Raw genomic sequence first — 18,102 nt, forward strand, 5'->3', positions numbered from 1 at the left:
GCGGGTAACTTCCGGCCGCTTTGCTTATTTGCCACACTCTGAACCTTTTTTATGAAACAAATTCCCGCGTTTTCACTTTTATTAGCCCATTTTGACCATAATGAACTTCTGGCTTCCTTATTGGCCTTAGTGGCGGGCAGTCCCGTGTATTGTGTCGATAAGGGGCAGCATATCCTGTATTGGAGTGAGGCGATGGCGCAATTGACGGGCTTGCCCGCTTGCGATGTGGTGGCTAAGCGGTGTGCACCGGAATATGCCCTCACCACCGAGGAAGACGGGCAGGTGCTCAGTTTAATCAATAAAGACGGGCAGACGGTTTGCCTGAAAAAATCCGTGCAGATGGTATATGACCAGTATGGGGCGGTCAGCGGCGGCTTAGGCTTGTTAAACGCGTGTGGGCAAGCGTTGGCGAAGGAAGCCGTGCCAAGCATCCAAAAAACCACCAAGCAAAATTTTTACGGGATCATCAGCCGCTCCCCGGCCATGCAGGCAGTGTTCCAGATTATCGAGAACGCCGCCGAAACTACGGCGACCGTGCTGGTCAGGGGCGAAAGCGGCGCGGGTAAGGAATTAGTGGCGCGGGCTATCCATCAGCTCAGTGCGCGGCGTAATGCGCCATTTTTGGCGATCAATTGCGCCGCCTTATCGAGCAGCCTGCTGGAAAGCGAATTGTTTGGTCATGTGCGCGGGGCGTTTACGGGGGCGGTTAAGGATCATCATGGCATGTTCCAGCGGGCGCATGGCGGCACTTTGTTTTTGGATGAGGTTGCCGAGTTGCCGCTGGATTTACAGGCTAAGCTGTTGCGGGTGATACAGGAGCGCAATTTTATTCCGGTCGGCGGTGACCGTTCGGTGAGCGTGGATGTGCGTCTGGTCGCCGCTTCGCACCGCTCATTGCGCGAGCAGGTCAAAAAGGGCGAGTTCCGCGAAGATTTGATGTACCGCTTGCGGGTCGTGCCGATTTTTTTGCCGCCCTTACGCGAACGCCGCGAGGACATCAGTTTGTTGCTTTGGCATTTTATCCAAGTGCACAATGGGGAAAATCTGCGCAAAATTGACAAAATAGACCCTTTGGCGATGCGCTTGTTATTGGATTACGCTTGGCCGGGTAATGTCCGTGAACTGCATAATGTCATTGAATATGCATTTGCGGTCGGACGCGGTTCTATCTTGAAAGTGGCCGAATTGCCGCCGGAATTTCGCGAACCCACCAGCACCGAATCCCCAGCCATTGCCCTGCTGACGAATAAGTTGCGTTTGTCTGCCGAAGAGGAGGCCGTCGCTATTCGCCAAGCCTTGCAACAAAGCAATGGCTCGCTAGGCCATGCCGGAGATTTGCTGGGTATGAGCCGTGCGACCTTATGGCGTAAGCGCAAGCGCTATGGCTTATGAGAGGGGAGTTAGGCAATCAGATTGGTCATCCGCGCCAGAAACTTTTAAAATGGCGTTACATAGAATTATTTTTTTGAGAATCATTTACAATGTCTTTACCTATTCAGGATTACGCCTTACTCGATGATGACGAATGCGATGTGCGGATTGCCGCCGCTAAAGCGCAGTTAGGGTCGCGCTGTGTGATACTCGGCCATCATTACCAACGCGATGAGGTGTTTAAACATGCCGATTTCTCCGGCGATTCGTTAAAGCTTTCCAGGGATGCGGCAAACTCGGCGGCGGAATATATCGTGTTCTGCGGGGTGCATTTTATGGCGGAAGTGGCGGATATTTTATCGCGCCCCGAACAAATTGCCATTTTGCCGGATTTGGCGGCGGGCTGCTCAATGGCGGATATGGCTAATTTGCTGAAAGTGCAAAAGTGCTGGGCGGAATTGGCGCAAGTACTGGATGTGGATAGCCAAATCACGCCGATTACTTATATCAATTCTGCGGCGGATTTAAAGGCTTTTTGCGGCCAGCATGACGGGATTGTCTGCACCTCATCGAATGCGCAAAAAATCCTCGAATGGAGTTTTGCCCAAAAACCGAAAGTGCTGTTTTTCCCTGACCAGCATTTAGGGCGCAACACGGGCTACCGGATGGGCATTCCGTTGGAGGAAATGGTCACTTGGGATTTTAACAAACCGATGGGTGGTCTGACTGAGGCGCAAATCCTCAACGCCAAAATCATTTTGTGGAATGGCCATTGCTCGGTACATCAGGCCTTTAAGCCGGAGCAAATCGACAATTTTCTGGCGCGTTATCCCGAAACCCAGGTCATTGCCCACCCCGAAGCGTGTTTTGAGGTGTGCCAAAAAGCCGATTATGTCGGTTCTACCGAATATATTTTAAAGACTGTCCGCGCCGCCGCACCGGATACGCGCTGGCTGGTGGCGACGGAATTGAACTTGGTCAACCGCCTGCATGAAGAATGCAAAGGCGAGGGCAAAAACGTCCATTTTATGTCGCCGACCTTGTGCATGTGTTCGACCATGTTCCGCACCGACCCGCAACATTTGGCGTGGGTGTTGGAGAATTTGGCGGCGGGTGAGGTCATTAATCAGATTGCCGTCCCTGCCGATGTTGCCCAGTTTGCCAAAAAGGCCTTGGATGCGATGTTGGTGGCGAGTTAGTCTTTTCGCCAAGCAAGGTTTGGCGGCATAGCGGTACTGGAAAAACTTGGGATAGGGATAATTAAACTATTATAACGGGTTGGAAATTATGATTTTTATAAAAAGAAACGACAGAATTCCGTCAACAGCACAAGCCACCGCCGTGTTAGCCCGTCAGGGGGGTAAGCCATGACCATGACCGCAGCCGAACTTAACGTCCTGCACAGCCATATTGATTCGGCCAGCAACTTTTTAGAATTTGGCGCAGGAGCCAGCACCTTGTATGCGGCCAGTGTGCCGTCTATCCGGCAAATAGACTCGGTGGAGTCGTCCGCTGAGTTTGTTGACGAAAACCTTAAGCCCAATCCGGTGATTTCCGAAGCCCTCAGTGCCGGACGCTTGCTGTTCCATATCATTGACATAGGCAAGACTTTTTATTGGGGCTATCCGGCGAGTTTTTGCAAAAAACATGTCTGGCCGGATTATTCCTTCCGCATTTTCCGGCAAAAAAGCGAGCATGATCTGGTGTTGATAGATGGGCGTTTCCGGGTCGCCTGTACGCTGAACACCATTTTAAACACGCCGGAACACTGCAAAATCCTTATCCATGATTTTTGGAACCGCCCGCATTACCATGTCGTTTTAAGCTTTCTGGAAACCCAAGCCGAAGTGGATACCTTAGGGGTGTTTACCAAACGACCAGGGATTGATCAACGTCAGGTCAAGTCGTTGATTGATAAATATAAGTATTTGCCGCGTTAACGGCGGTTTGGGAGGGTTGTGGCTACTCGGTTGGCACTTTCCGCGTAGGTATAGCTTGTTCATATCGGCTTTTTTTCTTCAATCAGGACGGTATTATGAAACAAGGCGTTTTTTTGATAGGGATTATCCCGTGTTTGTTGGCTTGCAGCACAACGGATGACCCTCAGTCGGCGGCTTATAAAGAGCAGGCTAGGCAGTGTTATGACGAGTCTAACCAACAAAAAGTGTCTACGCAAGTGCCTGGCGGTGCGAAGCCAGGTGGGGTGATTAAGGTGGATATTCCGCTGGGCAATAACCCTTACTTGTATGCAGACTGTATGTCGCGTAACGGTTATCAGGTGGTGTTGCCCGAAGTGCCTGTGAAAAAAGGCGGGCATGTCGTTCCTGGGGCGGCGGATAAGGATGGACAGAATTTCCATTGGAGTGGCGGCCAACCTTAGGGGGGGGCTTTTGGCTAAGCTGAAAATCCTAGAATGTCGTGTTTTTTGTGGTGTATAAAAATAGTTATTATCGTGAGGCGGTTTCATCGATGGAGCGCGGGCATCTTGCCCGCCTTTGCGGGCAAGATGCCCGCGCTCCAAGGCCTATCCCAGCAAGGCTTTAACCTCCGGTACACAAGAGCCGCAGTTAGTCCCCGCTTTTAAGCACCGCCCGACTTCTTGTGGGGTTTTCAGGCCTTGTTCCTGGATGGCGGTGCGGATGGTTTTTTCGCCGACATTAAAACAGGCGCAGACTATCGTGCCGACATCGGCAACGCCTAAGGGCGGCTTGCCGGTCAACAAAGCCCGCCGCTCGGCATCGCTTAAGGCGGCTTTGACAAACAGGCTGGTCAGCCAGTTGCGTTCGGGCAGGTTGGGGTGGGTGGCGATAAAGACCACGCAATCTAATTGCTGGCCGACTAGCCGGGCGGCGCGGTAATTGCCGTTGCTGGCATCTTGATATTCCTGCCATTGCCCCGTACCGTCTTCGCCAAGCTGGTTTTGCGCCCAGGCTTGCCAAGTGGTCGGCAGGTGTTCGCCGGCCAGTTCATAGCGGTAAAATTGCTCGCCCTTTACTTTTACCCAATACGCCGTACCGCTAAGGGTTAACGGTTGCCGCGCTAAGATAAACCCGTACCACGCCGCTGGGTAAGTACGGATCCGCGCGGGGGTGTGTTTGCATTCCGGTTGTTTGGAGACCGGGTCGACCGCCGGATTGACTAACGCCCCCATGCGCCCGTGACTGGCATAGTGTGCCGTCCAGTGCATAGGCACAAAGAGGTTGCCGGGTTTTTGGCCGTCGGTAATGTGTACCCGTGCGGTCATGTTGCCCCAGCGGCTCTCCAGCGTCGCCAGGCTGTTGTGTAGCAGCCCGAAGCGTTCGGCATCGGTGGGGTGTACTTCGACAAACGGTTCCGGTTTGTGCTGGTTAAGCTGGCTGGCAAGCGCGGTGCGGGTCATGGTGTGCCATTGGTCTCGCAGGCGGCCCGTATTTAAGATCAGCGGATAATCGGTATCGGGCAGGTTGGCGGGTGGTCTAGGGGTTATGGCGATAAATTGGGCTTTGCCGGAGGGGGTAAAAAACCGCCCGTCGGCAAACAGCCGTGCCGTACCGTGCGGGTTTGCGGCATTGACGGGCCATTGCACGGGTTGGAGATCATCGTAATCGGTTAAGCTGATGTCCGCGAACGCAGAGATGTCAAAATCGCGGCTGCCGTGGTTTTCAAAGCCGGATAGGGCGGCGTGTTCGCGGAAAATCTCTACCGGATGTTGGAAGGCGAAAGCCTCGCCAAAACCCATGCGTTGGGCGACTTGGCAGATGATCCACCAATCCGGTTTGGCGTTGCCCGCGCCGTTAAATAAGCTGCGTTGCCGGGAAATCCGCCGCTCGGAGTTAGTCACCGTGCCGTTTTTTTCGCTCCAGCCTTGCGCAGGCAGTAATACATGCGCCAGGGCGGTGGTGTCGGTGTCGGCAATACAATCGGAGACTACGACAAAATCACAGCGTTGCAGGGCTTGTTTTACCTTATCGGCATTGGGCAGGCTGACCACCGGATTGGTGCCCATAATCCATACGGCTTTCACTTTCCCTTCGTAGATGGCATCGAATAGGGCTACCGCCGGTAAGCCGCCTTGGGCTGGGATATTATCGGTCTGCCAAAATCGTGCCACCCGGTTAATATCACCAGGGGTGGCAAAATCCATGTGTGCTGCCAATTGGTGCGATAAGCCGCCGACTTCGCGCCCGCCCATGGCATTGGGTTGTCCGGTCAGGGAAAATGGCCCCATGCCCGGTTTGCCGATGCGTCCGGTTGCCAAATGGCAGTTGATGATGGCGTTGACTTTATCGGTCCCCGACGTGGATTGGTTAACCCCTTGGCTGTAGAGGCTCATGACTTTTTCGGTGGCGGTAAACCAAGCGAAAAATAAGGCCACATCGGCAGGATTGAGCAGGCAATCGGCCGCCACTTGCGCCATATCGGCGCTGCTGGCGGCGGTTAGAGCTTCAGCAAAGCCTTGGGTGTGGTGTCGGATATAGCCGTCCGCCAAGGCCGAGGCTGACAAATGCTTGAGCAGGCCGTTAAACAGCGTGGTGTCGGAACCCGCCGCCAAGGGGAGGTGCAGGTCGGCAATATCGCAGGTGGCGGTGCGGCGCGGATCGATGACGACGATTTTTAAGCGCGGATTGGCTTCTTTGGCGGCGCGGATACGTTGGAAACTGACCGGATGGCACCAAGCGGTGTTGGAGCCGATCAGGACAATAAGGTCGGCGTGTTCGAAATCGGCGTAGCAGCCGGGTACGGTATCGGAACCGAAGGCGCGTTTATGCCCAGCCACGGATGAAGACATGCACAAACGGCTGTTGGTGTCGATATTGGCGTTACCGATAAAGCCTTTCATCAGCTTATTGGCGACATAGTAGTCTTCGGTCAGTAACTGCCCTGAGCCGTAAATGGCGACACTGTCTTTACCGTGTGCCGCTATGGTTTTGAGTAAGGTGTCGGCGACCAGATCCAAAGCCGCTTCCCAACTGGCGGTTTGCCCGTTGATGCGCGGCTCCAGCAAGCGCTCCGCCAGCCCGACGGTCTCACCCAGTGCCGAACCCTTAGAGCAAAGCCTGCCAAAATTGGCGGGATGGCTTTGGTCACCTTTAATCTGGATGTGGCGGTTACTGGCGCTAACTGTTGCGTTAACGCCGCAGCCTACGCCGCAGTAGGGGCAGGTGGTGTTGATGGTTTGGGTCATAATAAAAGTTTAGTCATTCGTATTTTGTTTTGGGGAAAAGCGTACGCGCGTCAGCCGTACTGCTATACCAATGGCTTACGCTGGGGGGAGTCCGTTTGCCTTTTTGCAATTCTGAAATGACGTTGGTATCTAGTAAATAGCCCACTTAAAGCTCCCTACCGACATCATACGGACGCGTCAAATCCTCATCTGTTAAGCCTTCGGTGATACCTGCCAATAAGGTTTTAAGGTCTGTATTGTGGGGTGCGGCTATTTCGTCTAATAACACTAAAACCCGCAAATTCACACCATCAGGTACGGAATCCGGCAAATGGATAGTATGGTTGACTGCGGTTGCTTCAAATTCAATGGCTTGCATGGTTGCTTCCTTCCTGTCGTGTAAGGTTTGTGCCGGAATATCTTGGTTTCGGAGCGTAACGCGTTAAGAGGGAGTGCATATATCTTTTAACATTTAATATTGGTATCTCTGTAACCCCCTCCCAGCCTCCCCCTTGCCAGGGGGAGGGGCTTTTTCCCCCATTTTCGCCTGTTCGACGGGGAATATGCTCCCTCCCCTGCGAAGGAGAGCCCTTCGGCTTCGCTCAGGAGGGGCGGGGTTTAATTCGCGAATGTTAAAAGATATATGCACACCTACTTAATTGCCGGGTGAGGGCAGTGGCGGTGTGCTATTTGGGTGTCCAGTAAAAAAGGGATTAAGCGTTTGGTTTTGGGGTTTTGATTTTCGTAGACATCAAACTGAGCCATTAGAAACGCCGTATATCATCAGAAAATACCCCGTGTTTATCAACATGCCGATTATAGTTGGCGATAGCGGCTTGGTTGTCGGCTAGCCAGTTGGCCACCTGTTTGAGCTCGATTTGTTCGGCTGGCTTTTGCTCCAAAGCGGCTGATGTATCATATAGTGCTTGCATGGCTATAATGTTCCTGTGGGTTTATGCTGGATATAGTATATGCGTCTATAATAGACTTATCCAATCCCAACATATTGTTTACCAAACACTAAGCCTTCGCGTATTCCGGCAATATCCTGGCCTTGTTCCAATAATTCCTGATACCAAGAGCCATCTGCCGTGTCACCATACAATACCGCCCCGACCAGTTTGCCCGCTTTAATGACCAGTTTTTTATAAACACCTAAGGTTGCGTCAGTAAAATGAATGGTTTCGCTATGGGCATCGCCGAGAAAATTGCCGACGGAAAATAAGTTGATGCCTGTCACCTTCAATTTAGTGGCGGTGGGCAAGGTCAGGTAATGTGCCGTACCGTCCGCGCTCAGGTGGTTGGCGCAGACTTTGGCCTGCTCAAATAAGGGCGCGACCAAGCCAAAGGTATCGCCGCGATGCTGGATACATTCGCCGACGGCATAGATGCTGGGATCATAGCTTTGCAGGGTGTCATTAACGACAATGCCCCGCTCGCAATACAGGCCGGCTTGTTGCGCTAGGCTGATATTAGGGCGTACCCCGACCGCCATCACGAAAATATCACAAGGCAGTTCGCTGCCGTCGGTAAAGCTGACGGCGCGGATATGGCCTTGGGCATCACTTAATAAGGCTTGGGTTTGCGCGGCCATTTTGAAATGGATGCCGCGCTTGACCAAGGCCGCTTGCAAGAGCTTGGCGGCGGGTTTGTCCAACTGGCGGTTAAGTAAAACTTCGTTGTTATGGACGACAGTCACATCCATGCCGCGTTGCACCAAGCCATTGGCGGCTTCCAGCCCTAAGAGGCCGCCGCCTAAAACCACCGCTTTGCTATGGCTGCGGCTGTAGGCGAGCATGGTTTTTACATCGGCAATATCCCGAAAACTGACGACTCCCGCCAGATCATTGCCCGGCAAGGCGGGTTTGACGGCATTGGAACCCGTGGCGATTAACAGGCGGTCATAAGCGGCGCTGGTGCCGTCTTGGGCGTGGACTTGTTTCTTGGCGCGGTCAATGCGTACGACGGCTTTGGTTTCGCCAGCATGAAGGCGGATACCGTGGTGGTCGTACCATTCGCGGTCATTAATGACAATATCGCCGAGATTTTTTTCCCCGCACAACACCGATGACAACAGGATGCGATTGTAATTGCCGTAAGGTTCGGCACCAAATACGGTAATCTCGTATTGGTCTGGTGCGGCGGCGAGCAGTTCCTCCACCGTCCGCATTCCCGCCATGCCATTACCGATCACAACTAAGCGTTTTTTCACATTCATTCCTTGCTAAATCACTTTAGGGCTGACCTTGCTTAAAGGATGCTTAGGGCAGGTCAGGGATGGTCATTGTCCCTTTAGCGACCAGTACCGCTTCGCCGCCGACGCGTAAGGTCAGGCTGTCCATGCCTTTATGGTCCATTTCCAGATTCACTACACTACGGCGGTGCTTGTCTTCGCCACGGTCTACTGAAAAGGTGTAGGTGCCTTTTTGCATGAAATCAAACGAACACAAGTAGGCGGCAAAAGCCGACATGGCACTGCCGATGGGCGGGTCTTCGTAGATGCCAATGCGTGACCCTAATAAACGGGTATGGAAATTGGCATCAAGGTGCATAGTTTTTGGCGCAAACAGCAATATTTCTTGGGCGGCGGTTTGCGGGGCGCTCGATTGGCTCCACGCCATCGGGTTAAAGCGGGCTTTCCTGACCGTTTCGTAAGCAAATACCGGAACGATCAAGTAGGGAAAGCCGCAAGAAACTAACCGTGCCGTGTATTTTTTGGTATCAAAATCCCCTGTCCGTAAGGATAGAAAACTGGCCAGTTCTTCGGTGCTGGGGGCGAAACGGTCAACAATCGGCGTAACGTTACGCGAAAACTGCACGAGGGTCGGCTTACCTTGATAAGCGGAAATGTTCACTTCGACACTGCCGGCGTTTTGCTCAAAGATCACAGGCGTGGTGGCCTCAGTGAGCTTAATATCGCCGATGCTTGCCAAGATGTAGGCGGTGGCGATAATTGGGTGGCCGGCAAAATCCAGCTCCCGTTGCGGCGAAAATACCTGCATCACGCGCCTGCCTGTGCGCTTGTCGCGTTTTCTCACGAACACCGTTTCCGACAGGTTCATTTCGTTGGCGACTTTTTGCATTTGTTGCCGGGTCAGGTTTTCGGCATAAGGAAACACCGCAATTTGCGCCCCGCTAAAAATCTGCCGAGTAAAGACATCGGCAATATAGTAATGGTATTTCATACGCTGGGCTCCGGAATGCCGACCGAGACGCGGGCATTATCTATACGCACGGGATAGGCGGGGATACGGACACTGCTATTCTCGAAACACTCGCCTGTCGTAAGGTGGAAATGCTGTTTATATAAAGGCGAAGCGACCATGGGCTGGCCGCCAATATCACCGATTAGCCCCCGCGCCAAAACATTGGCTAGTCCGAACGGGTCGAAATTATGCACCGCATACACCGATTCGGTGGCGGGCAGGTAAAAAAGGGCGATTTGTTGGTTTTGTACCAGTACACACACGCCGGAATTGGGTTGTAGATCTTCTACCGCACAGACATCAAACCAGATTGTCATTTACGCTACCTCCACTAATTGAAAATGGCGACGTTCTTCGGGATTAGCAGGGCGGATTTGGCCGCGCTCCTCGACAAATACGATATTGTCGTCCGTTTGGTCGCTGTTGATGAAGTGACGGAAGCGTTTCAGCTTATCGGCATCTTCCAGCGTAGTCTTCCACTCGCATTGATAAGTGTCAATAACATGGGACATTTGCTGCTCCAGTTCGGCACACAGCCCCAGCTTATCGTCAATGACCACCGCTTTAAGGTAATCCAGTCCGCCCGCCAAATTTTCCAGCCATACCGAAGTGCGTTGCAGGCGGTCAGCGGTACGGATGTAAAAAATCAGCACCCGGTCGATGTAAGCGATAAGGGTGTCTTTATCCAATCCGGTGGCGAACAAGTCGGCATGGCGCGGTTTCATGCCACCATTGCCGCAGACATACAGACTCCAGCCGTTTTCGGTGGCGATCACACCGATGTCTTTGCCTTGGGCTTCGGCACACTCGCGGGTGCAGCCAGACACGGCAAATTTGATCTTATGCGGCGAGCGTAAGCCTTTGTAACGGTTTTCTAAGGCAATCGCCAAGCCGACGCTGTCATCCACGCCATAGCGGCACCACGTGCTGCCGACACAGGATTTGACGGTGCGTAGGGATTTGCCGTAAGCATGGCCGGATTCAAAACCGGCATCCACTAATTCTTTCCAGATAGCAGGCAGTTCCTCAAGCCTTGCACCGAACAGGTCAACCCGCTGACCGCCAGTGATTTTAGTGTACAGATTATATTTTTTGCCGACTTGCCCCAGCACAATCAGCATATCGGGGCTAATTTCCCCGCCCGGAATCCGTGGTACGACCGAATAAGTACCGTCTTTTTGCATATTGGCAAGAAAGGTGTCGTTAGTGTCTTGCAAACCGACATGTTCGGTTTTAAGAATGTAATCGTTCCAGTGCGAAGCTAGGATTGACGCGACGGCAGGCTTGCAAATCTCACAACCTAAGCCCCGGCCATGCTTTGCCAGCAAGGCATCGAACGTCTTAATGCCTTCGACTTTAATCAGGTTGTATAAGTCTTGGCGGGTATAGGCGAAATGTTCGCACAAATCGGTATTGACTTCGTAGCCTTGCTTGGCCAATTCGCAATTCAATACCGACTTTAACAAGGGTACGCAGCCACCGCAGCCTGTGCCCGCTTTGGTTTCGGCCTTTAGGGCATTGACCGTAGTGCAGCCTGCTTCAATCGCTGAACAGATGGCGCCTTTGCTGACTTCGTAGCAAGAGCAGATTTGTGCGGAAGCGGGCAGGGCATCAGGGCCTAGACCCACCGCTTCGCCGGCGTTGCGCGGCAAGATCAGGCTATCGGGGTGTTCGGGCAGGGCTATACCGTTTTGGCAATATTGCAGTAGCGTGCCGTATTCGTTGGCATCGCCAACCAGCACCGCCCCTAGCAGGCGGGTTTTGTCTTCACTGACTACCAGGCGTTTATACACATCGCTGCCACCGTTTTGATAGGTAAAAATTAATGCGCCTTGGGTTCTGGCATGGGCGTCGCCGATACTGGCGACATCCACGCCCATCAGTTTGAGCTTGGTGCTCATATCCGCGCCAGTGAACAGGGCTTCGCTGCCGTTCAGATCGGCAATAACGGTACGCGCCATCGCATAACCGGGAGCGACCAGCCCAAAAATCATGCCGTTCCATAAGGCACATTCGCCAATGGCGTAAATGTCAGGGTCAGAGGTTTTGCAGTGGTTATCAATGACAATGCCGCCGCGTTGGCCGATGTCTAAGCCGCAACCTTTGGCAATATCGTCACGCGGACGGATACCTGCCGAAAACAGCACTACATCCGTCTCTAGCTCTTCACCGTCGGCAAAGCACATCTTGTTCACGCAGGTATCACCGTCGATAATTTGGCTGGTGTTCTTATTAGTGTGGACAGTGACACCTAAGGCTTCGATTTTCCGCCGTAACATCGCGCCGCCGCCTTCGTCGATCTGTACCGCCATCAGGCGCGGGGCAAACTCCACGACGTGGGTGTCCAAACCTAAATCTTTTAAGGCTTTAGCCGCTTCCAAGCCGAGCAAGCCACCGCCGACCACGGTACCGACTTTACCTGTCCGTGCCGCCGCCGTCATTGCTTCCAAATCTTCAATGGTACGGTAGACTAAGCAGTTTTTACGGTCGTGGCCGGGTACGGGCGGCACAAAAGGATAAGAGCCGGTCGCCAGCACCAATTTGTCGTAACGGATACTGACACCTTTGGCGGAAGTGACGGTTTTATGCTCGCGGTCAATTGTCGCTGCCCGGTCGCCCAAGTGTAGGGTGATGCCGTTATCGGCAAAAAAGCCTTCGGGGATCAACGACAGGTCTTCGGCGGTTTTGCCTGAGAAAAACTCAGACAGATGGACGCGGTCATACGCTGGCCTGGGTTCTTCGCAAAAAGTTACGATGTCGTATTGGTCTTTTCCGGTGCTGGCCGCCAGCCCTGCCAAAAAATGTTGGCCGACCATGCCGTTACCGATAACCACTAATGTTTGTTTCATAACAACCTCTACAGGAATTGTCAGGCAAAAAAAAAGGTGTCTTCGCGCATAAGCCATGCTTATGTGCGAAAGACACCTTTGTCTGGTCAGTTCAGCTTTGAACTGTGATTGTTTACTCCTGCTTTGGAGTTTGAATAACAATAAGCAATTCGTGTGCCTACTTTTATGAGGAGCTTGTTTGCCTTGTTAATGCTGGGTTTTGGGGAATTTTAGCCGCTAAGAAAGCGGCTTTAGGCTGATTTTTCGCGCTATTCTGGTGCAGTAAACTGTTTTTTTAGTGCGGGTGCTGAGGGTTAAAATGGGGGGTAGAGCGGAGTGCAAAGGTCTTTAGCCTTTGCACGATGGCCTATAACCGTGTGTACCAACGTTCGGCCTAACGTCGGATCCTATAGCTAAAGTTGCTCCTGTCCCTGTAGTTTACCAACATCTAATTCGTTATGCCGATTGCTGTCAGTAATGCCGTCAAGCAACGTCGCCAATGTAAAAATGGGGCTTGCCGATTCGATAATGATACGCCCGTTCTCGGCACAAACTTCTATGCCTTGCTCTACATTTAATTGGGTGGCTTGCATGTTCTTACCGCAGGCCCTAAGCCTTAATCGCCTTAAAGCCAATATCGGTGCGGTAATAAATGCCGTTCCAGTCGATTTTCGCCGCCAGTTCGTAAGCTTTGCGTTGTGCGGTGGCGATGTCTTCGCCTAAGGCACAAGCGCATAATACCCGCCCGCCTGCGGTAACGATGTCGTCGCCGACTTGCGCTGTACCCGCATGAAAAACTTTGCTGTCGTTGGCATCTTCACCCGGCAGGCCGGAAATGACCGCGCCTTTTTGGTAATGGTCAGGGTAGCCGCCCGCCGCCAACACGACACCTAAAGCCGCCCGTGCGTCCCATTCGCTGGTGGTGGTATTCAACTCGCCTGCCAAAGCCGCTAGGCACAACGCCACTAAATCGCTGTTCAGGCGCATCATAATCGGTTGGGTTTCGGGGTCGCCGAAGCGGCAGTTGAATTCCAAGACCTTAACCGAACCGTCGGGGGCGATCATCAGCCCGGCGTATAAAAAGCCTGTGTACGGAAGGCCGTCTGCCGCCATACCGTTTAAGGTTGCGGCGATGACTTCGCGCATGACGCGGTCGTGGATTTCGGGGGTGACGACCGGGGCGGGCGAATACGCGCCCATCCCGCCCGTGTTAGGGCCTTGGTCGCCGTTATCGCGGGCTTTATGGTCTTGCGAGGTCGCCATCGGCAGGGCGTGTTTGCCGTCGGCGATGACGATAAAGCTGGCTTCTTCGCCTTGCAGGAATTCTTCGATAACAACACGGTGTCCGGCTTCGCCAAAAGCGTTGCCCGCCAGCATGTCTTCAACGGCATTCACCGCTTCTTGCTCGGTTTGCGCGACAATCACGCCTTTGCCCGCCGCCAGCCCGTCGGCTTTAACGACAATCGGCGCACCGTGTTGCTTGATGTAAGCAATGGCTTGGGCTTTATCGGTAAAGCTTTGGTAAGCGGCGGTCGGGATGTTATGGCGGCTTAAAAAGTCTTTACAAAACGATTTGGAGCCTTCCAATTGCGCCGCTTGTGCCGTAGGGCCAAAGCATTTCAGCCCGGCGGCGTGGAATTGGTCGACAATGCCCAGCACCAACGGCACTTCAGGGCCGATAATGGTCAGGCCTATCGCGTTGTCTTGGGCGAAAAACAGTAAGGCCGGAATGTTATCGACGGCAATATCGACATTTTCAATGCCGCTTTCCAATGCGGTGCCGGGATTGCCGGGGGCAACAAAAACTTTTTTGACCAGCGGGGATTGGCTGGCTTTCCAAGCAAGGGCGTGTTCGCGTCCGCCGCTGCCGACGATGAGGATATTCATAATGGATGGTCTCGGGTTTTAGCTGGATGTGGGGTCTGTGGGCTGGAGCATCACGGCCGTCAGTTACTCACAGTGGTGTTATTAATATGGCTAAGTAACGTGCATAAAATTAAGTCGGCGTTCCATTGCGTCTCAGCGTGTTAAACCCCACCCCAGCGGAGCTTATGGCTTCCCCATCATACAGGCGAAAATCAGGGGAAAAAAGCTCCTCCCCCTGACAAGGGGGAGGCTGGGAGGGGGTTGCCGTACTTTCGCCTGTACAACAGTAACGTGCATAAAATAATATCGGCCAGTCACTATCGTAAGGCGATTTCTCCCTTGGAGCGCGGCCATCTTGGCCGCCCTCTAGGACTTATGCCGCCTAGCGTTATTTTATGCCGATGTTAAGCAAGATAGTCCTTTCATTACGGTCACGGATGTCATCAGTGTCCGCGCCTTTCAAAACGTCGCGCAATGCGTTGGCATCAGATTTTTTCGCTGCAAGCACAGCCAAACCAAACCCTCTTGAAGGCCAGTGGCAGATTGTGGCTTGGCGGTATCTTTAGGCAATGGATTAATGCCGGAAATGCCGCATTCCCGTAAACACCATCGCAATCCCGTGTTCGTCGGCGGCGGCGATGACTTCGCCGTCGCGCATGGAGCCGCCTGGATGGATGATGGCGGTCACGCCCGCGGCGGCGGCGGCATCGATACCGTCACGGAACGGGAAGAAAGCATCGGAAGCCATGGCCGAACCGGACACCACCAAACCTTCATCAGCGGCTTTAATGCCGGCGATTTTCGCCGAATAGACGCGGCTCATTTGCCCCGCGCCCACGCCGATGGTCTGGCTGTTTTTGCAATACACAATGGCATTGGATTTGACAAACTTGGCGACTTTCCACGCAAACAGCATATCACGCAGCTCTTGCTCGGTCGGGGCGCGTTGGCTGACGATTTTCAGGTCGGCGGCGGTGATGGCGCCTTGGTCTTTATCCTGTACCAGCAAACCGCCCGCGACGCGTTTAAAGTCCAGCGATGCACCTTCTTGCTCAGGCCATGCCCCGCACTCCAAAACGCGGATATTCTGCTTAGCGGCAAGCACGGTTTGTGCCGCCGGGCTGATGACCGGAGCGATAATCACCTCGACAAACTGGCGGCCTATAATTTCGGCAGCGGTTTCGGCATCGAGTTCGCGGTTAAAGGCGATAATGCCGCCGAACGCCGAAGTCGGGTCGGTTTGGTAGGCCAGATTATACGCGCCCAGATTGTCGTCCGCTTGCGCTACGCCGCAGGGGTTGGCGTGTTTGACAATCACACAAGTCGGCAAATCGGTAAAGGCTTTGACGCATTCTAACGCGGCATCGGCATCGGCGATATTGTTATAAGACAGCTCTTTGCCTTGCAGTTGCTTAGCGGCGGCCAGCGTACCGGAAGCGGGGGGTTTTTCACGGTAGAAAGCCGCATTTTGGTGCGGGTTTTCGCCATAGCGCAAGGCTTGGTGATGCTCAAATTGTAAGTTTAAAGTCTCAGGGAAGGCCGTGCCGTTGAGCTTGCCCAAATAGTCGGCGATTTGCGTGTCATAATTGGCGGTATGGGCAAAGCATTTGACCGCCAGCTGGAAGCGCGTCTGTCCGCCCAGTTGGTTGGCATTGGCACTCAGCTCGGCAAGGATAGTCGCGTAATCTTCTGGGTTGACCACCACCGCCACATCGGCATGGTTTTTCGCCGCCGCGCGTAACATGGTAGGGCCACCGATGTCGATGTTTTCAATCGCCGTCTCAAAATCACAACCGGGTTTGGCGATGGTCGCCGCAAATGGGTACAGGTTAACCACCACCATATCAATCGGCAAAATGCCGTTCGCCGCCATAACCGCCTCATCAATGCCCCGACGGCCTAAAATGCCGCCATGCACTTTCGGGTGCAAGGTTTTAACGCGCCCGTCCATCATTTCTGGAAAACCCGTGTAATCCGACACTTCCGTTACGGGTATTTGGTGTTCCGCCAAAGTTTTGGCCGTACCGCCCGTCGAGAGGATTTCAATCCCCAACTGGTTCAGTGTCCGGCAAAAATCAACGATGCCGGATTTATCGGAAACGCTGATTAACGCCCGTGTGATTGTTTTGTTCATGTCTGCCTTAATTATTAAAGAGTGTGCAAAGGTTGGGGGCGGCTTTATAAAGCCGCTGCTGGGCGTATTATAAACGGCTAGGGCATTCCTTCAATGCTTGTTTAAGAAAGGCTTGCCTATTACGGAGATAAGTTGGCTATAAAGGTAATTTATCGGTAAACTTAAGCGATTATCGCCATTGGAAAACACTGATATGTCTACCCCGTCTAACGCTATTGTTTGGCTGCATTTGTCTGACCTTCATCTTTGCGAACCGAAAACGGGGTGGGATGCGCATAGTGTTTTAGATCCGCTTATCGAAGATTTAAAAACAATGGAAGCCGAGCATGGCTTATTGCCGCAATTGCTGTTTTTTACGGGTGATGCGGCGTTTGGCAGTGTGGCTGGGGCGAGTTTGGCCGACCAATACCAAGATGTTGAAACCTTTCTGGCTGGAGTGCGGGGAGCTTTTTCACAAGCTATCCCTAAGGACAATGTGTTTTTGGTGCCGGGTAATCATGATGTGGATCGAGGTGAAGTGACGGATGACCAAAACCTGTGGCTAGACCAGCAAACCGATGTAAAGAAAATAACCCAACGCATCCAAGAGGGTAAGAAAGACTGGCGGCAGTATATGGATCGCTTAGCCACCTACCGACAATTTCTGGAAACTAACGGTTATGACCATTTGTTGACAGACCCAGGACGCTTGCTTTATGCGCAAGTTCGGGAAATCCACGGCGTAAAAATAGGCATAGGCGGTTTTAATTCGGCGTGGAGCTGTGGGCGTAATGGCGAAAAGGGCAAGCTTTGGCTGGGAGGTGACTGGCAAAACGGCACCATCGTAAACCAGTTAAAAGAACAACAAGCCGATTTAAAAATGGCCTTAATTCATCACCCCCCCGGCTGGTTTGTTGAGCAAGAAGATAACCAATTACGAAGCCGGACGGAAAGGGATTTTGATTTTTTCTTGCATGGGCATGAGCATCAAGGCTGGGTTAACAACATAAACGATAAGCTTGTGCGTATAGCCGGAGCTGCTTGTTACGAAGGCTCAGGGGAAGAAAACGGCTATAACTTTGTACGTTTAAATCTCGACACGGGGGCTATGGAAATCTGGTTACGGAAATTTGATAATGACGGCGGCGGTTGGATTCCTCGGATTATTGCGAAGAAAACCGATAATCATGGTTTATGGAAGTTAAATTCTCTCGCTTGTTTGTCGTCATTTAAGGGCAATCGGATTAATCAAGCTCAACCAATGGCTACAATTCTTCATACCGTTAATGTAGAAAATATGGGCGCTGGTGACACCACGGCCTCCCCACCTATAAAGAAAGCGAAACCGATTAATTTATTTTATTCTTATGCCCATGAGGATGAAGATTATCGGAATCAATTGGAAAAGCATCTTAGTACCTTAAAGCGTCAAGGTATTATTCAAGGGTGGCATGATAGAAAAATTATTGCGGGGCAATCTTGGGCAGATGAAATTGATAGAAATTTGGAAAAAGCGGATGTGATTTTGTTATTGATCAGTGCGGATTTTATTGCCTCGGATTATTGCCATGAGGT

Annotated in this window: 16 protein-coding genes; 5 read left to right on the forward strand and 11 right to left on the reverse strand. The window is 52.6% G+C overall.

Annotated elements, in window-relative coordinates; all coding sequences use genetic code 11:
- Nucleotides 1–51: 51 nt before the first annotated feature.
- The 4 genes from AADEFJLK_RS07010 (at nt 52) to AADEFJLK_RS07025 (ending at nt 3,751) form a co-directional block, all read left to right on the forward strand.
- Nucleotides 52–1,392, forward strand: coding sequence for a sigma-54 interaction domain-containing protein (locus tag AADEFJLK_RS07010; RefSeq protein WP_103973773.1), 1,341 nt, complete (start codon nt 52–54; stop codon nt 1,390–1,392).
- Nucleotides 1,393–1,481: 89 nt separating this feature from the next.
- The gene (nadA, locus tag AADEFJLK_RS07015) at nt 1,482–2,570 is read left to right on the forward strand and encodes a quinolinate synthase NadA (protein WP_088619915.1); all 1,089 of its coding nucleotides are present in this window, start codon (nt 1,482–1,484) and stop codon (nt 2,568–2,570) included.
- Between the two features lie 168 nt (nt 2,571–2,738).
- Nucleotides 2,739–3,311 carry a hypothetical protein gene (locus AADEFJLK_RS07020; protein WP_103973774.1) on the forward strand — a complete coding sequence of 191 codons (573 nt, stop codon included), beginning with the start codon at nt 2,739–2,741 and terminating at the stop codon, nt 3,309–3,311.
- A 95-nt stretch (nt 3,312–3,406) separates the two neighbouring features.
- Nucleotides 3,407–3,751, forward strand: coding sequence for a hypothetical protein (locus AADEFJLK_RS07025; RefSeq protein ID WP_103973775.1), 345 nt, complete (start codon nt 3,407–3,409; stop codon nt 3,749–3,751).
- Between the two features lie 144 nt (nt 3,752–3,895).
- Here the strand turns inward: AADEFJLK_RS07025 and AADEFJLK_RS07030 are convergent, their stop codons facing one another.
- The 11 genes from AADEFJLK_RS07030 to purH all read right to left on the reverse strand — a co-directional run bounded on the left by AADEFJLK_RS07030 (nt 3,896) and on the right by purH (nt 16,548).
- Entirely contained in the window at nt 3,896–6,535 is a 2,640-nt protein-coding gene (locus AADEFJLK_RS07030) for a nitrate reductase (RefSeq protein WP_103973776.1), read from the reverse strand.
- Between the two features lie 145 nt (nt 6,536–6,680).
- On the reverse strand, nt 6,681–6,893 hold the full coding sequence (locus tag AADEFJLK_RS07035) for a hypothetical protein (RefSeq protein WP_088619911.1): 213 nt from the start codon (nt 6,891–6,893) through the stop codon (nt 6,681–6,683).
- A gap of 385 nt (nt 6,894–7,278) precedes the next feature.
- On the reverse strand, nt 7,279–7,446 hold the full coding sequence (locus AADEFJLK_RS07040) for a type II toxin-antitoxin system CcdA family antitoxin (protein WP_103973777.1): 168 nt from the start codon (nt 7,444–7,446) through the stop codon (nt 7,279–7,281).
- A 56-nt stretch (nt 7,447–7,502) separates the two neighbouring features.
- Complete coding sequence (locus tag AADEFJLK_RS07045; RefSeq protein WP_332455516.1) at nt 7,503–8,732, reverse strand: NAD(P)/FAD-dependent oxidoreductase; 1,230 nt, start codon at nt 8,730–8,732, stop codon at nt 7,503–7,505.
- A 43-nt stretch (nt 8,733–8,775) separates the two neighbouring features.
- Nucleotides 8,776–9,699 carry a PhzF family phenazine biosynthesis protein gene (locus AADEFJLK_RS07050; RefSeq protein WP_103973778.1) on the reverse strand — a complete coding sequence of 308 codons (924 nt, stop codon included), beginning with the start codon at nt 9,697–9,699 and terminating at the stop codon, nt 8,776–8,778.
- Nucleotides 9,696–10,037, reverse strand: coding sequence for a nitrite reductase small subunit NirD (gene nirD / locus AADEFJLK_RS07055; RefSeq protein WP_103973779.1), 342 nt, complete (start codon nt 10,035–10,037; stop codon nt 9,696–9,698). Before nirD ends, AADEFJLK_RS07050 begins: the two co-directional genes overlap by 4 nt.
- A complete protein-coding gene (gene nirB / locus AADEFJLK_RS07060; RefSeq protein WP_103973780.1) occupies nt 10,038–12,569 on the reverse strand; it encodes a nitrite reductase large subunit NirB in 2,532 nt (843 codons plus the stop codon).
- Nucleotides 12,570–12,961: 392 nt separating this feature from the next.
- Nucleotides 12,962–13,141 (reverse strand): AbrB/MazE/SpoVT family DNA-binding domain-containing protein, encoded by a 180-nt coding sequence (locus AADEFJLK_RS07065; protein ID WP_103973781.1) that lies wholly within the window; start codon nt 13,139–13,141, stop codon nt 12,962–12,964.
- A 16-nt stretch (nt 13,142–13,157) separates the two neighbouring features.
- Complete coding sequence (gene purD / locus AADEFJLK_RS07070; protein WP_088619822.1) at nt 13,158–14,435, reverse strand: phosphoribosylamine--glycine ligase; 1,278 nt, start codon at nt 14,433–14,435, stop codon at nt 13,158–13,160.
- A 367-nt stretch (nt 14,436–14,802) separates the two neighbouring features.
- Complete coding sequence (locus AADEFJLK_RS25845; protein ID WP_282957355.1) at nt 14,803–14,928, reverse strand: hypothetical protein; 126 nt, start codon at nt 14,926–14,928, stop codon at nt 14,803–14,805.
- Nucleotides 14,929–14,988: 60 nt separating this feature from the next.
- A complete protein-coding gene (purH, locus tag AADEFJLK_RS07075) occupies nt 14,989–16,548 on the reverse strand; it encodes a bifunctional phosphoribosylaminoimidazolecarboxamide formyltransferase/IMP cyclohydrolase (protein WP_103973782.1) in 1,560 nt (519 codons plus the stop codon).
- 193 nt (nt 16,549–16,741) lie between these two features.
- Here purH and AADEFJLK_RS07080 point away from each other — a divergent pair.
- Nucleotides 16,742–18,102 (forward strand): TIR domain-containing protein (locus AADEFJLK_RS07080; protein WP_211299167.1); only part of this gene is annotated, 1,361 nt, incomplete at its 3' end.

Source organism: Methylovulum psychrotolerans, assembly GCF_002923755.1.
In the GTDB taxonomy this organism is placed as follows: domain Bacteria; phylum Pseudomonadota; class Gammaproteobacteria; order Methylococcales; family Methylomonadaceae; genus Methylovulum; species Methylovulum psychrotolerans.